This window comes from Saliterribacillus persicus, from assembly GCF_003337485.1.
GTDB classification, from domain to species: Bacteria; Bacillota; Bacilli; order Bacillales; family Amphibacillaceae; genus Saliterribacillus; species Saliterribacillus persicus.
Genome location: NZ_QPJJ01000003.1, coordinates 1 through 14,752, shown reverse-complemented (window position 1 = coordinate 14,752; position 14,752 = coordinate 1). Strand labels below are relative to the sequence as shown.

The following is a 14,752-nucleotide window of genomic DNA, read 5'->3' as shown; positions in this document are numbered from 1 at the left end:
AACCTGCTCTCTTTATATGGAAAAATTCTGTACTTATACCATTGAATAATGGTATAAAGCTAGAAAATTACCCAGAAAACTAGAAAACTCACCTCAAATACTAGATTCCTTTCGTTCAATACCAGATAGAGGAGGTACAATATCAGATTTCTAGAATAAAATATAAAATTTATTATAAAAATTTTTATAATCCCCCCTATTTTTTTAAAAGCCTTACGTATAGTTAAGTGAATAGGATAATAAATAGATTGGGGGAGATGCGTTGAAGAAAATCCTAATGTTTACAATACTTTTACTTTTTCTAGTTGGCTGCAGTAAAGATGAAGCAAATTCATTAGAAGTTAGTGCAGACGAAGAAAATTCGTCCAATGAAGAGGCCATCGATCCCATGTATGATAATCCTTATTTTGAGGTTTCACAGGTAGATGAATGGGTTGTAGAAGAGCAGAAAAGCACAGAAAAGGAAGGCGTCTTTGTCAATAACTCTTCTGTCGCGATTGTATCTAAATTAGATGAGAACAAGAAAGAAACTTGGAAAAATCAAGTGATGGCATCTTTTTCAAACAATGCTGAAATTACAGAAGAAATGGAAAATTATTTTGCAGTTGAAACAAAACGAAAAGAAAATATTCGTGGAGATGTTTACAAACTAGAGGGTTCAAGCCATGATGTGCTTGTTATTATCATGACACCTGAAAAGGCTTATGCTGAAACAAAAGAAACGATTCAAAACTTTAAGCACTACATAACTTTAAAATAAAGGTGGAGATGAAAAAATGAAAAAAACAATCGTAGCTGTAGCAGCAAGTATGTTTTTTGTAGGAACAACAGTATATGCCAATGAAGCGGAGCCAGTTATAACTCCTGAGGATTCTTTTTATGACACTTCTAAACTAGTAGAAGAATTAGAATTTGAATTAACAGAAGATCGTTTAGAAAAATTATTGTTGGTTGATGAGTATTCTGAGGAACGATTAGTGGAAATAGAAGCATTATTAGATGCAGGTGATGTGGAAGGTGCACAGAGCTTACTTACTGAGTACGAAGCATATCTAGTTACCATCGAAGAAGAGCTTGAAGCAATTGAAGAAGAAACGGAAGAATCAACTGAAGAAGAAACAACAGATGAAACAGAAGATTCTGAGGAAAGCACTGAAACTGAAGACGGAGAAGGAACTGAAGAAGGTCAAGAAGAAAATGAATCAGACGCTGAAGAGGGTACCAATGAAGAAGGCACTGATGAAGAATCTACTGACGAAGAAGAATCTGTAGAGGATACTGTGACTGAAAATTTAAAAAATCGCACAATCAAATTACAAGCTTTACTTGAACGAGAAGACTTACCAGAACAAGCTAAAGCTGGTATTGCTAAAGCATTAGAAAATCAAAAACGCGCAGAAGAAAATAGAGAAAGAGCAAAAGCTAAGAATGAAGTTGAAGCTCCTGAAGAAGAGGAAGAAGTAGAAGAGACACCTGAAGAAGTAGAGCAAGTATCACTTCAAGCTGTGGAAGAAAATGATGTAGATGAAGTGGAAGTTGAAGAAGAAACTACTCCATCAGATAAAGCTGTAAAGGCAGAGGAAAAAGCAGCAGCTAAAATTGAAAAAATTGAAGAAAAAGCAGAAAAGAAGATTCAAAAAGCAGAAGAAAAAGCAGAAAAAAAGGTAGAGAAAGCAGAAGAAAAACAAGCTCGTAAGAATGAAGAAGCTTCAGAAGAAGTAAAAGAAGAAAATAGTGAAAAAGAAGAGAAGAATAAATCAAATCAAGGACAAGGTAAAAATGCTGAGAACGGGCGATAAAGATAGTGCACGAAGCTTAGGGATATTATAGCCCAAAGACCTATTTACCCGTTATCTGTTATCCCTTACATTAGAATAAGCATGCTTTATCCCAACAATAGGTACTCCTTTTCGTTGGGATAAAGTTTTTCTTATACGATGACAGTCATTCATCGTATAAGAAAAGCTAATTTCATATCATGTAGACTTAGCTGAAAAGCATGCATCTTATTTTTTAGCATTGGGTGAGGGAGAGGCTTTATGACGCAAGAAGAACTTGAAGCGAGTATTCAGGAAATACAAGCTGGTAATGAGGCAGAGCGAGAGAGACTCATTCAATTTTATAAACCATATATTTTACAAATTGTAGGGAAAATATGTAAACAATACAAAACATGGAATGATGATGAAGCTAGCATTGGCTTGATTGCTTTTAATCAAGCGATTAATACATTTGACTCTGGTAAGGGTAGAACTTTTTTTAATTATGTATATTTACTTATTTCACAAGATTTAATAGATTTCTTTAGAAAAGAGAATCGAAATTCTAAAGTCCAATTATCCTCTGATTTAATAGAAGAGAATGATAGTAAAAAAGCAAGTCTGCAAATGAATATGGATAACGAACATCAAGCTATTGTAGATGAAATATTACTATTAAAAGAAGAGCTTGCTCCGTTCTATATTCGATTTGAAGAATTAGAAGCCTTCACACCTAAACATAAACGAACAAGAAAAAAAGTATTACAAATGGCAGTTGATTTTATAAAGAATGAAACGTTAGTCAAACAGCTTTATGCTCGTCGTCGATTTCCAATGAATCAGTTTGTAGCTAGTACAGTTCATAAAGAAAAAACAATTGAAAAGTACCGCAAATACTTAATTACGATCATTATAATTTTGTTGCATCCAGAATGGCGATATTTAAGAGACTACATACCATTAAAAAAGGAGGTGAGCTTGATTGAAAAATAAAAAGCATGGAACAGTGATTGAAGTGGAAGAAAATCATATTACCCTTCTTAGTAAAGATGGGTCATTTCACACAGTAGAAAGAGAGATTGATCACTTTCCGATTATAGGGGAGAGCTTTTCTTTTGAAGTAGAAGAAAATACTAGCAGTAAAAAAATAAAACTACTTCTTCCATTAATAACAATCATGACTATTATCCTGTTTACAGTATTCAATTTGCAGCAAGTAGAGGACAATCAAGCCACCTATCTATTAGTGATTGATATTAATCCAAGTGTAGAGTTAACCTTTGATGAAAATTGGAAGCTACTGGGATTAAAAGGTTTAAATGAAGATGGAGAAAAAATATTAGTCGATTTGGATATTAAAGAACAACAGATAGGTGACGTGATCAATTCTTTAATTAGTCGTTTGTCTGAAGAGGGGTATATAAAGTCTGGTGAACTTGCAGAAATTAATTCTACCCTAGTACGTTTAGAAAAGGATGAAATTCAACAAGCTGTGCCGCTTCAAACAATGTTAGCCGACGCTATTGTAGCTAACGGAGCAACACCAGCGATAGAAGTATATGAAGAAGAGGAAGCATATTATCAAGAAGCTACAGAGAATGGTGTGTCTATTAATCAGTATAGAAAAGCGAATGAAAAACGAAGTGGAACATCTGAAAAAGCTTTAGATGAACAACCGGCCGACAGCACTTCAGAACCAATTAAAGTACAGGAGCAAGAGAAAAACAAAAAAGAAAACAAGAACGTAGAGCAACCGAAATCTGATAAGGCACAAAACAAAGAGAAGAATCCTAAAATAACTAATAATATTAAAGAAAAAAAAGAGCAGCAAGCAAAAGACGCGCCTAAGAATCAACCGAATAAAAATAAAGAGAAAAATTCAATAAAGGAAGAGAAATCTGAAGCACCAGATGAAATAAAGCAAGAGAATAACAATTCTGGAGAAAAGAATGAACAAGCAAAAGATGTACCAAAAAAGGCTGATAATGATGCAGTAAAGGAAAAGCCAACTCCACCAGAAACAAAAGAATCACAATCTAACCAATCTGAACCAAAACAAAATGAAGGTATGCAAGATAATAAGAAACCAGAAATTAAGGAAAAGTCTTCTCCAGAGTCGAACAAGCCCACTACCAATCCGTAGTGGGCTTGTTTTCATTTCTTTATAAGTTGTAATAGCTCTGGATTCGTTTTTCTGTATATCAGGAAAACTACTAAACCTAGCATTAAGAATGCTATTCCAAATAAGAGTAAAGTAAACATAGTGGTAGCTGTATTAGGTAATTCTGCAGTTACCGTTTCTTTAAGTGGGACAGAAATATCTTGTTCAATAGGCTGGAAGCTTAACGGCGAATCATTACTTAATGACGTAACAGTAAGCTTATCTTTCATTGTAAAGCGTACTTCAAATTCAACTGCTAACCCTTGATATTCATTTCCAAGTTCTTCTGGAAAATCTAATTTCAATTTTAAATTTTGTTTTGAATTTGCTTCAATTGGCGTATCTTTTCTGTTAGGAAAATCGATTAATTTGCCGTTAAATATTGTGTTAGATTGATCTGTTAGGTTGAATTTCAATTGCTCGAATAATTTTTTTGAACCATCAATAAATATAATTTCCATATTATAAAGCATTTCTTTATCGTGTGTGTTGTTAACTATTAATTCCCTTGTAGCCCAATCACCAGGTTTCATATTATCTATATCAAATAAAATAGTTGCATCACTTGAATCTGGGATATCGATTATATTGCTATCTGTTGCCGCTTCCGCGTCAGCTACTGGTGCCATTATAAAAAAGACAATGCCTGCTAAAAGGAAAATGTAAAATAAGATTTTTTTCACCGGAACCCCCTCTTTCTAATGAAACCCTCCGTTTATTTTCATGGCCATTGAAAAAGTCAATTTTTTTTATGATTGATTTTTTATGGCCGCTTTATTTACAAGTGATCCCCTCTAGACGGATGAATGTTTAGCGGGATCTTCTTCTATTGGCCTTTTGCTTTTATTATCAAGCTCTCTGATCGTTTTCCAAATTATAAAAGAACCATATATGATCAATAAAATTCCAGGTCCAATAAATAAAAGTGCACTTCCAATGTCTGATTGAGCATAATTCACTACATAGCCCGCGTAAGGTACGGTAAAACCAGTATATTTAGCAACAACATTCTCGTCTATGACCATGGCTTGATCAACAGCATCATTGTTATCACCTTTAGTTTGATAAAGTACACTATCGCCACTCGTTCTAACATCGGTAATTCGGTGTGTAATGAGCCGTTCACTTTCATCAATGAAAGTAATAACCTCACCAGTTTCTAATGTTGTTTTATCTGAAACATCCTGCACTGCAATGACAGAACCTGTTTGTATAGCTGGTTCCATCGACCCTGACAACACAATTTTTAGCTGGTAACCGAAAAGGGATGGATTATCTCCAGTTATTTTGGAAAAAGCTAATAGAAAAATCATAGTGAATAAGATTAAAAATAATCCAGTAGTAATAATATTATTCAGAACCTTCTTCACCTTGGGCCACTTCTTCTTTTTCGCCATCGTCTCCGACCTTGGCTTCTGAATCGGCTCCATCTATATCTTCCTCCTCTACAGCTTTAACTTGCTCTTCTGACTTTTCTTTTGTTTTCTTTTTATCTTCCGTCTCTTGGACCTTCTCGTTTTCCTTCTCTATTTCGGCTTCAATATTTTCTTTTGGTGCCTCGTTTGTTGTTTCTTCCTCTTTCACTTCAGGTTCCTTATTATTTTCTTGTTCCTCTGGCTTGTTATCTTGTTTTTTATCCTTTTTATCTTTTTTGACTGGAGGGTCATTGTCTTCTACTTCATCTTCCTCAACCTCACTAGGTGGTTGTTCTTCTTCTAATTCTTCAACACATTCTATGAATATAACATCACTCCAAAGCTCGGTTCGAGTGTCTTCATTTCCTTGATAACCTTGGCGCTGTAATAATTTTATTGAATAATAGCCAGTTTCTTCAGTTTCAAAGGTAAGGGGCAAGGTTTGGTTTTCTCCTAATGCTAGAATATCGTCCTCGAAAATTTTAGATCCTTTTTTGCCTTCTTGTTCGGAGAAGTAAATCTCATACGAAGAAGGGCCAATCATTGAAAAACCTTGATTTTTAAAAGTAAATGCTATCGTAGGATTCGGACAACTTGATTCATTAAAAGTTGGTTGCTGATGAAATAGAAGGTCACTTTTATCCCACCATGTACCAATGTTTATCATATGATTATTTGCTGCTTTGCTCTCGAAATATGCACTAGTCTGGCTCGAAAATTGTGTGAGAGAAAATAGAGTCATCACACAAATAAGTAATATCAGATAAATCTGTAATCCATAAGCTGGCTTTTTTTGTAGCGTTTTTAATACTTTTAGGAATGACATGATATTCCCTCCTACTAAAAATATGGGGATCTTATTCCCTTTCGCCTAACGACCTGGTATCTTTAGGCGAAAAAGAATAAGAAGGGAAAGGTGAGCAAATTGCCCACCTTTTACCGTTCTTTATTATCTAGCTTCTCCATCAGTTTGGTGCGCTTCAAATGTCCATTCAAGTTCTAATGCATCACCTTGGAATGCATTTTGATCTTGGCCGTTATCCACAAACTCAAATTGAACGATTAGTGTATCAGAGTCACCAGCGCTTAATCCGCTAGCTTCATCATCCCAACCAAAGAATGCCCAAATTTGGTTTTCAACAGCATCAGGAACGTCTCCTTGTAAGTCTGCTAATGTAGTAGATACAATTACGTTCTCATGTGGCCATTGGAATAACGAATCTTTATCTAAATTCTTTAAGAAGTTAACACGGATATGCTCACCGAAATCTTCATTTCCATTGTCGCCCATTGCATCTGACACAGTATAATTTGTAGATAATTCCACTTGAGAAATGTCTAATGTACCGTCGTTAATAAGTTCGAACGAGCGAGTCATCCAATCTCCTGGTTTTAAATTGTCTACATCAATAATAGTAGTAGGATCTACTGAAAGATCTAATGTACCTGCAGCGAATGTGTTGTTCGTTGTTTCTGTATCGCTGAAGTATGCAAAAGTTCCTCCCCCTACTAAACCAATACCAAGTGCCGCCGACATTAACCCTAAACCTAACTTTTTCTTAATTGACATCTTACATTCCTCCCTTAATTTGTTGTTCTTAATAGCGAACTACACTTATGATTATATTCATGGAGTATTGTTTTGAAAAGTCTCAAAATCAGCCAATATTCTTAATAAAGAACAAAATTGCTTTAAAAATGGACGTTTATCTTGGTTTTTCATCGAATTTCATTTTTTTTCAATACTGTTGTTCTTTATTAAGAAAATATGTAGTGATGTTTCTACTATAAGATATGCGTTAAGGGAATATGTAGAACAGACTTATAAAACAATGCTTATATTTAGATAAAGGGTGATTAAAATTAAATTTAATCAGAGGAAAAGAAAAGACTCCCTCTAGATAATAAGAGAGAAGTCTATTTCGTAGTTATTAATTTTGTACGTCTCGGTAATGAAGTGTGGTTGTTCGTTATATTTATCATGAGCATTTAGTGACGTTTATTTAGCCAAAGAACACCAGATTTAGCAAGTCGAGGTAACAATCCAGTGACTGCTTGCTTATACATATTTCCAAATCCATCAGATTTTCCAAGAGATCCGAGTTGCCCTTTTAATTTGATTGCTTTTGGTTTACTAGGTTGTTTGTTATTTAACACAGCAGAAAGGACGTCCCCAATTTGTTCCCCCTGTTCACCAGCAAGTTGTGCACTTGGGGAGTGAATAGATGTAGCACAATCTCCTACAACATATACATTTTCATGTGTTGGCACTTGATAAAAATCATTAATAATTACTTTTTCATGGAAATCTTTTTCAAAGGGTAAGGAGCGCACTAGTTTATTTGGTCGTACACCCGCAGTCCAAATGATCACATCACTCGGAATTGCAGTACCGTTATTGAAAACATTTCCTTCTTCCACATATTCCACATTGGAGTGGTGAAGAATCTTAACGTCTGCTTTTTCAAACCAATCTTCCACATATGCTTGAATTTTTTTATCAAACGCACTCAGTACAGAAGCACCGCGATCGAGTAGACGAATGTTTAAATCAGATCTGCTTTCCCTGATTTCTGATGCCACTTCAATACCACTAAGACCAGCTCCAACAACAGAGACCTGACTGTATGCTGGTAGATTATTAATCTTATAGCTTGCTTGCCTTGCTTTTTCAATGGATTGGACACTTTCTGTATATTCTTCTGCGCCGACAATACCATGATAATTATCCTCGCATCCTAATCCGATCAGTAAGTAATCATAGCTAATCGCTTTTTCATCAAGTCCAACTAGTACCTGTTGCCCTTCAATATCAATTGCTTTAATGTCACCAAAAAGATAGTTTATTTGTTCATGTTCAGGGAAGTCTATGCGAATTTCTTTATCAGAAGCAGTGCCCGCAGTAAGTGCATAAAATTCTGTCTTTAAAGAATGATATGGATTCCGATCCACTACTGTAATTTCAACATCATTAGGTAAGCCATTATCTAGCATCTTATGTAAGGCGTTCATGCCCCCATAGCCCCCACCAATAAGGACAACTTTCTTCATGTTCAAAACCCCTGTCTTTGAATATTTATTAAAAAAATATAAAATCTATTATCTATATGCAGTAGAAAATGGATACATTTTTGCATCGAAGTATATCGACAAGGGTAGAAATTTTATTGTCCAAATTAATAGGCAACGATGAACTATTAATAAATAGATTGCAAATTGTGTATTTCATCTTTCATCCCTTATCTTATACCTTCATAGCGTATCAAAATTAGATAAATAAAACTATTAAAAAGTTAAAAAAATTGACACATTTTAAAAAGTCTTAATTTCACGAATAATCAGAAAAATCGAGTGAGAGGATAGTAATTCTTCACCAAGAGAACGGCGGAATTTTTGACCAAGTTTCCTAAAAAATGTTATAACTTAAGATAAGAAAAAATGAAAACGCAAACAATACATAGGGAGTGGAATAGAAGTGGACATAGCACTTAATGAAATAAAAGGCATAACAGAAAAAATCAAAACAAATGTGCAACAGGTGGTTGTAGGGAAAAGTGACACGATCGATTTATTATTAGTTGCCATGATTTCTTCTGGTCATGTCTTACTAGAGGATGTGCCAGGAACAGGAAAAACGATGATGGCAAAAGCACTTGCTACTTCAGTGAATGGGTCTTTTAAACGAATTCAATTCACACCAGACCTTTTACCCTCTGATGTTACCGGTCTGAATTTTTATAGTCAGGAAAAAGGGGTCTTTGAATTTCGAAAAGGACCAATATTTTCTAATATATTATTGGCAGATGAAATTAACCGAGCCACACCGAGAACGCAATCAAGCTTACTAGAAAGTATGGAAGAGAGACAAGTGACGATTGATGGGGAGACAAGAAAACTTGATCGTCCGTTCTTAGTCATTGCGACGCAAAATCCGATTGAAAGTCAAGGAACCTTCCCGCTTCCTGAAGCGCAATTAGACCGCTTTTTATTAAAGATAAATATTGGATATCCAAGTAAGGAAGAAGGCATCGATATTTTAAAACGATTTAAACAAGTGAACCCTCTAGAGCAACTTGAATCTGTAATTGACGCGACTGATATTGTGGCGATGCAAGAAGTCTATCATCAGGTAGAAGTCCACGAAGATGTCTTAAACTATATGATGGATATTATTGAAAAGACAAGGAATCATCCAGATCTTGCATTAGGGGTCAGTCCCCGTGGGAGCCAGGCGCTCTTAAAGGCAGTTCAGGTATATGCGTTAATTCAAGGAAGATCATACGTTATCCCAGATGATGTCAAGGCGATTGCAGAACCAGTGCTTGCTCACCGCTTCGTTTTAGCCCAAAAGATAGGAATAAAGCAAGGCTTAGGAACTAAGGTTTTAGAAGAGATATTAAAAGCAGTCCCTGTACCAACTGAATCGGAGCTTCATGTCACATGAATATCGCATGGGTCATCGTCGTTTTACTAATCCTTGTTTTCATCCAAGGAGTGGTCTATAGCAGGGTGGGCTTAAAACGAATTGAATATAAGCGTACTTTTAAGCAGGATAATGCCTTTGTCGGTGATACGATCGAAATGACGGATGAGATAACTAATCGCAAACTTTTACCAGTTCCTTGGCTTCGATTGGAATCTAAAATTAGTCCGAATCTAATCTTTCAATCTTCCCAACAGGAAACGGAAGGAGATACGTTTCACCGGACACTTTTTAGTCTATTACCCTATCAGAAAATTACACGTCGCCATCAATTAACCTGTAAGCGAAGGGGATATTATCCATTACATACCGTTTCTGTTACAACAGGAGATGTAGTTGGATTTACTGAAACATTTGATTCTGTAGAAGCAAGTACATCCATTACAGTTTACCCTGAAATCGTAGCAGTGGATGAAATCCCGCTTCCGTCACACAGTTATCTTGGTGATATTACAGTGAAGCGCTGGATTATAGAAGATCCATTTATTCATGCTGGTGTAAGGGAATACCAAGAAGGGGATCCAATGAATGCTGTTAACTGGAAGGCAACAGCCCGGACAAATACCTTACAAATAAATAAAAAGGATTTCACTGCAGATCACAATTTGATGATTTATGTGAATTTCGACTTAACAGAAGATGTCCGTATCCCGATAGATAACGAAGCATTAATTGAAAAAGCACTTTCGTATGCTGCTTCAATTGCTAACGTAACCATTGATCAGGGCCTTGCCACCGGATTTGGATGCAATGGTTATTTTGTGTCGCCATTTACCAACCCAACAGAACCAATAAAGCCTTCGATTAGAATAGAAGCGAGTAGCAGTAGGCAACAATTCTCCTATATTTTAGATACCATCGCAAAAACGAAGATGGATCGGAGCCGAAATTTCAGAGGTTTTCTGCAAGAAGATATAGATTTAGGCAGAACAAATACCGATATCTTAATCTTCACGGCAATCTTAACAGAGAAAATAGAAGCACAAATCACAAAATTAGAGCAAATGGGAAATGCAGTGGAGGTTGTCACCCTCGATAATGACGCAGCTGAAATGGGGGGAGCGCATGCAAGCTAAAAGCATTATCTTATTTCAAAAAACGCTTCAATCTGCAGTCGAATTTCTTGTGTTTTTTCCGGTACTACTTTGGTTCGCGCTCTTCGTTTTACCAGTAGAAACACAGCTTATTTGGCTGTTAGGTATCCTTTTCGTAGGAATAACAAGCACAATCTTTCGTTTTATTTTTTTGGAAAAAGCCCGCTGGATTAGCCTTGTTATTGCTATTATTCTAGCAGGAATCTATGCCATATTCGTCATGCCTTCTATTCTTGCGATTACTTCTGGCTTTATACTAGCAATCGTAACAGGTTACCGCGGACTTCTATATGCCGAAAACGAAGGTGCAGATGTTTTTCCGAGTAGATTTATGTGGGCATTAGGCCTACCAATCTATTTTGTTAGTTATATTGTGTATATGCGAATAGAATTTTTGACTCCATATTTAGAGTTAATTGGTTTATTGGGATTTTTATTGCTCACTGTTATGTTGTTTGCTACGAATCGCAATCATTTAAAACAAGAAACGCTTTCTAAGAAAAAAGAAGTTGGGGTTAGTAAGGATATCAAAAGACAAAATTATTTTTATCTGATTTTGCTGTTAGTAGCTGTCACTCTAATTACCAACTTTCAAATTGTCCAAGCCGCATTTTTTCATGCAGCACGGTCGGTCATTCAGGGTATTTCATGGCTGGTAGCTCTTTTAAGCAGTGATGAAGAAGTGATCATGGAAGAACCAGAACAAGGGCAAATGCCTGCGATGCCAGGGGCGGAAGAAAGTGAACCATCTCTTTTTGCAGAAATAATAGAAAAAATACTATTTACTATGGGTTATGCATTAGTTATTGGAATTGTTCTCTTGTTTATTTTTCTTTTATTTAAACGAGCACGAAGCTTTATGAAACGTGTATTCGCTTATATGATCCGACTCTTCCAAGATGTTTTTACCAAAAAACATGAAAAAGAAAATAATGGGGAATACACAGATGAGAAAGAAGCAATGTTCAACTTTAAAGCATGGCGTGATGAAAATAAAAAGAAAGCACAAGACTTATTTTCTAAAATGGCAAATAGGCGCAGACAATTTAAAAAATTATCAGATCCAGAAAAAGTAAGATTCTTATATAAAGAAATGGTGAAAGTCGAAAATACTTATAAACCATATTTTACTGCACATGAGTCCTTAGCTATTACTGAAAATGTTCCGTCAGTTAAAGAACTAGAAAGGCTCTATGATGAAGTGAGATACGGGGATAAAGAGCTTTCAGTAAATGAGAAAGAAAAAATAGAACAAATTTGGCAGGAGCTAGAAGCAGTAAGGAAATAAAAAATATCGCAGATTATCTTGTCATTATTGAATTTTACTTTCAAATTCCTAATCTTTTACTAGGACTTACGTTGTGTTTTTGCTGACAAACTTAACTTTTTAACAAAATAGCCGATAATAACCTTAAGAATATGACAGAAAATAAGGGCGTGAAAAGATGAGAATAAGTGGTTTTGCAAGTGGTATGGATATTGATACGATGGTTCGTGATTTAATGAAGGCAGAAAGTATGCCACTTCAAAAAATGCAACAAGATAAGCAGGTTCTAGAATGGAAGCGTGATGATTATCGCACGATGAATAAGTTATTGTTAGATTTTCGTTCGACGCTGACTAACATGAAGCTTACATCAAATTATCGTGCACGTGAAGTTTCTTCCACGGATGAAGCTAAAGTTACAGCAACAGCAAGTAGCGCTGCGAGTGAGTCTTCTTTTAATATTTCAAATGTGACACAATTGGCAACTGCAGCGACACTGAAGAATGAAGGCGGACTTTCTACTGATGCAAATAATAAGATTGATCCTTCCAAAGGTTTATACGGACAAGATGCCAAATTTTTAGGTGATTCAACAAATGTGTGGAAACAAGGTGCCGTGGAAACAAAAAGTCTAAAAGCTGCTTCTAATGATGAGGTATTACAGCTGGGGTCAGCAGTTCATGACATGGATGCTATAAACATCAAGCTTAATGGTAAAAGTTATGAGGCAGTTTCAGGAGTTGCTGTTGCTGACTTAGAGGCAAATCAAGTACTTGTAGATGAAGCTACTGGATCACTTTCCTTTAAAGATGGTGTGCTAAAAAGCGGGGCGACGGTTTCTGCTGAATTTATTGCAGAAAACAAAACACAAACTCAAACATTAACAGCTGATGCGAGTGCATTTCAATTACAAAGAGGATCGATCAATGATTTAAGTTTAGATGTGACAGAGGGTGGAACCACTACCACTTATACGATTGGTGCAGCAACGGGTGCTGATAATGAGTTTGAATTAACAGATGGAACCAATACTATCGGTACTATTAATCGTGAAACAGGTAAAATTCTTTTTAATACACCCGTTACTGAGGGCTCAGAAATTAGTGCTACCTATGATCAAAATTATACGAACTTTAATATAGGTTCTCATACCTCAAATGGTGAAGTAAGCTCGAACTTCATCGTGGCAGGGAATGAATCATTAAATTCTGTAATTAACGAGGTTAACAAGTCTAATGCTGGTGTTTCAATGTTTTACGATTCCTTTTCTGATCAAGTGACATTAACACGCAAAGAAACTGGAAACTATAATGGGTTAGATTCAAAAGATCCAGCCAATGGAGGCGAAGTAGCTAACCGTGAGATCACAACAAGCGGAGCCTTCATTAATAATGTACTTCGCTTCGGCAATGGTACTGAATCTGGCGGAGATAATATTAAGCTTAATATTAATGGCCTTGATACTGAAAGAAATTCAAACAACTTCCAAGTTGATGGGGTAACGTTCAATGTAAAACAAACCTTTGCAGAAAGCACTACATTGAATGTTTCCAATGATTCTGAAGCGGTGTTTGATAATATTAAAGAATTTGTAGAAACTTATAATACCTTGATTGGTGCTGTAAATGGAAAAGTGAATCAGGAATTTTATCGTGATTATAGACCTTTAACCGATGATCAAAGAGAAAGCTTGTCTGAAAAGCAACAAGAGGACTGGGAAGAAAGAGCAAAAAGTGGTTTGCTCAGAAGAGATACAATTTTGTCCGGTGCTTTATCAGATATGCGTAACGATTTCTATTCTCCAATAAATAATGCTGCAAGTGAAGGTGGTTTTAATCAGCTAGCGAGTATTGGAATTACCACCACTAGTAACTATATGGAGGGTGGAAAGCTTGAGATTAACGAAGCTAAGTTAAAAGAAGCGATCTCCTCTGATCCTGATGCAGTTGAAAATTTATTCCGTGGAACTGGAGATACTTATGGTGAGAAGGGAATAGCACATCGTCTTACAGATACGGTTAATGCTTCCATGGATCGAATCTATGAAAGAGCAGGTCGGGCGACTGCTACTAATCAGCAGTATACGCTCGGAAGGAACTTAACGGATATTTCAGAGCAAATTGATCGATTTGAGTACCGTTTAAATCAAATTGAAGATAGATACTGGCGTCAATTTACAGCGATGGAAAAAGCAATGATGCAAGCGAATAATCAAGCTACTGCTATGATGCAACAATTCGGCGGAATGGGTCAGCAATAAGGTGATTAACTCATTCTTATGAAGGAGGTTTTAAAATGGATGTAGCTGCGATGTCTATTATCATGAATCAAGCACAGGTAAAACAGCAGGCGAATGTTAAACTGATGGATAATGCGCTGGATCAAGCTAGAACACAAAGTGCTGACATGATAAAAATGATGGAGCAATCAATGGAACCACATTTAGGGACTTCTATTGATCTAAAGGGATAACAAAGAAGGGGCTGGGACATAACTAGCCTAAAATAATAAAAAAAGGTTCCAATTATCGTTATTTGATAATCGGAACCTTTTTTTGACGAATGGTTTTCAG

Annotated in this window: 14 protein-coding genes; 9 read left to right on the top strand and 5 right to left on the bottom strand. The window is 35.9% G+C overall.

The features are described 5' to 3' along the window. Positions 1–262: 262 nt before the first annotated feature. The 4 genes from DFR57_RS03820 to DFR57_RS03805 all read left to right on the top strand — a co-directional run bounded on the left by DFR57_RS03820 (position 263) and on the right by DFR57_RS03805 (position 3,903). The gene (locus tag DFR57_RS03820; RefSeq protein WP_114351840.1) at positions 263–760 is read left to right on the top strand and encodes a putative periplasmic lipoprotein; all 498 of its coding nucleotides are present in this window, start codon (positions 263–265) and stop codon (positions 758–760) included. Between the two features lie 16 nt (positions 761–776). After that, complete coding sequence (locus tag DFR57_RS18200; protein WP_170132898.1) at positions 777–1,799, top strand: DUF5667 domain-containing protein; 1,023 nt, start codon at positions 777–779, stop codon at positions 1,797–1,799. A gap of 240 nt (positions 1,800–2,039) precedes the next feature. Beyond that, a complete protein-coding gene (locus DFR57_RS03810) occupies positions 2,040–2,753 on the top strand; it encodes a sigma factor (protein WP_114351839.1) in 714 nt (237 codons plus the stop codon). Beyond that, on the top strand, positions 2,743–3,903 hold the full coding sequence (locus DFR57_RS03805) for an anti-sigma-I factor RsgI family protein (protein WP_114351838.1): 1,161 nt from the start codon (positions 2,743–2,745) through the stop codon (positions 3,901–3,903). The genes DFR57_RS03810 and DFR57_RS03805 overlap by 11 nt, the downstream gene beginning before the upstream one ends. 11 nt (positions 3,904–3,914) lie before the next feature. On the opposite strand, the gene DFR57_RS03800 is transcribed toward DFR57_RS03805, so the two are convergent. The 5 genes from DFR57_RS03800 to DFR57_RS03780 all read right to left on the bottom strand — a co-directional run bounded on the left by DFR57_RS03800 (position 3,915) and on the right by DFR57_RS03780 (position 8,387). Beyond that, positions 3,915–4,604: an LPXTG cell wall anchor domain-containing protein gene (locus tag DFR57_RS03800; protein ID WP_114351837.1), complete on the bottom strand. Its 690-nt coding sequence runs from the start codon at positions 4,602–4,604 to the stop codon at positions 3,915–3,917. 111 nt (positions 4,605–4,715) lie between these two features. Continuing rightward, on the bottom strand, positions 4,716–5,291 hold the full coding sequence (gene sipW, locus DFR57_RS03795; protein ID WP_245937382.1) for a signal peptidase I SipW: 576 nt from the start codon (positions 5,289–5,291) through the stop codon (positions 4,716–4,718). Next, positions 5,272–6,162 (bottom strand): amyloid fiber anchoring/assembly protein TapA, encoded by an 891-nt coding sequence (gene tapA / locus DFR57_RS03790; RefSeq protein ID WP_114351835.1) that lies wholly within the window; start codon positions 6,160–6,162, stop codon positions 5,272–5,274. Before tapA ends, sipW begins: the two co-directional genes overlap by 20 nt. A gap of 123 nt (positions 6,163–6,285) precedes the next feature. Continuing rightward, on the bottom strand, positions 6,286–6,906 hold the full coding sequence (locus tag DFR57_RS03785) for a CalY family protein (protein ID WP_114351834.1): 621 nt from the start codon (positions 6,904–6,906) through the stop codon (positions 6,286–6,288). A 419-nt stretch (positions 6,907–7,325) separates the two neighbouring features. Next, positions 7,326–8,387 (bottom strand): NAD(P)/FAD-dependent oxidoreductase, encoded by a 1,062-nt coding sequence (locus tag DFR57_RS03780; RefSeq protein ID WP_114351833.1) that lies wholly within the window; start codon positions 8,385–8,387, stop codon positions 7,326–7,328. 430 nt (positions 8,388–8,817) lie between these two features. Between DFR57_RS03780 and DFR57_RS03775 the strand changes: the two genes are divergently transcribed. The 5 genes from DFR57_RS03775 to DFR57_RS03755 all read left to right on the top strand — a co-directional run bounded on the left by DFR57_RS03775 (position 8,818) and on the right by DFR57_RS03755 (position 14,652). Next, positions 8,818–9,780 carry an AAA family ATPase gene (locus DFR57_RS03775; RefSeq protein WP_211315345.1) on the top strand — a complete coding sequence of 321 codons (963 nt, stop codon included), beginning with the start codon at positions 8,818–8,820 and terminating at the stop codon, positions 9,778–9,780. Next, positions 9,777–10,895, top strand: coding sequence for a DUF58 domain-containing protein (locus DFR57_RS03770; protein WP_114351831.1), 1,119 nt, complete (start codon positions 9,777–9,779; stop codon positions 10,893–10,895). The genes DFR57_RS03775 and DFR57_RS03770 overlap by 4 nt, the downstream gene beginning before the upstream one ends. After that, positions 10,885–12,201 carry a hypothetical protein gene (locus DFR57_RS03765; RefSeq protein WP_114351830.1) on the top strand — a complete coding sequence of 439 codons (1,317 nt, stop codon included), beginning with the start codon at positions 10,885–10,887 and terminating at the stop codon, positions 12,199–12,201. Before DFR57_RS03770 ends, DFR57_RS03765 begins: the two co-directional genes overlap by 11 nt. Before the next feature lie 157 nt (positions 12,202–12,358). Further along, on the top strand, positions 12,359–14,440 hold the full coding sequence (gene fliD, locus DFR57_RS03760) for a flagellar filament capping protein FliD (RefSeq protein WP_114351829.1): 2,082 nt from the start codon (positions 12,359–12,361) through the stop codon (positions 14,438–14,440). A 35-nt stretch (positions 14,441–14,475) separates the two neighbouring features. After that, on the top strand, positions 14,476–14,652 hold the full coding sequence (locus DFR57_RS03755; RefSeq protein ID WP_114351828.1) for a YjfB family protein: 177 nt from the start codon (positions 14,476–14,478) through the stop codon (positions 14,650–14,652). Positions 14,653–14,752: the final 100 nt, after the last annotated feature.

Excerpts from the sequence above, each read along its gene's own strand:
- DFR57_RS18200 (WP_170132898.1), top strand. The coding sequence starts at position 777 with ATGAAAAAAACAATCGTAGCTGTAGCAGCAAGTATGTTTTTTGTAGGA.
- DFR57_RS03810 (WP_114351839.1), top strand. The coding sequence starts at position 2,040 with ATGACGCAAGAAGAACTTGAAGCGAGTATTCAGGAAATACAAGCTGGT.
- tapA (WP_114351835.1), bottom strand. The coding sequence starts at position 6,162 with ATGTCATTCCTAAAAGTATTAAAAACGCTACAAAAAAAGCCAGCTTAT.
- DFR57_RS03785 (WP_114351834.1), bottom strand. The coding sequence starts at position 6,906 with ATGTCAATTAAGAAAAAGTTAGGTTTAGGGTTAATGTCGGCGGCACTT.
- DFR57_RS03780 (WP_114351833.1), bottom strand. The coding sequence starts at position 8,387 with ATGAAGAAAGTTGTCCTTATTGGTGGGGGCTATGGGGGCATGAACGCC.
- DFR57_RS03770 (WP_114351831.1), top strand. The coding sequence starts at position 9,777 with ATGAATATCGCATGGGTCATCGTCGTTTTACTAATCCTTGTTTTCATC.
- DFR57_RS03765 (WP_114351830.1), top strand. The coding sequence starts at position 10,885 with ATGCAAGCTAAAAGCATTATCTTATTTCAAAAAACGCTTCAATCTGCA.
- fliD (WP_114351829.1), top strand. The coding sequence starts at position 12,359 with ATGAGAATAAGTGGTTTTGCAAGTGGTATGGATATTGATACGATGGTT.
- DFR57_RS03755 (WP_114351828.1), top strand. The coding sequence starts at position 14,476 with ATGGATGTAGCTGCGATGTCTATTATCATGAATCAAGCACAGGTAAAA.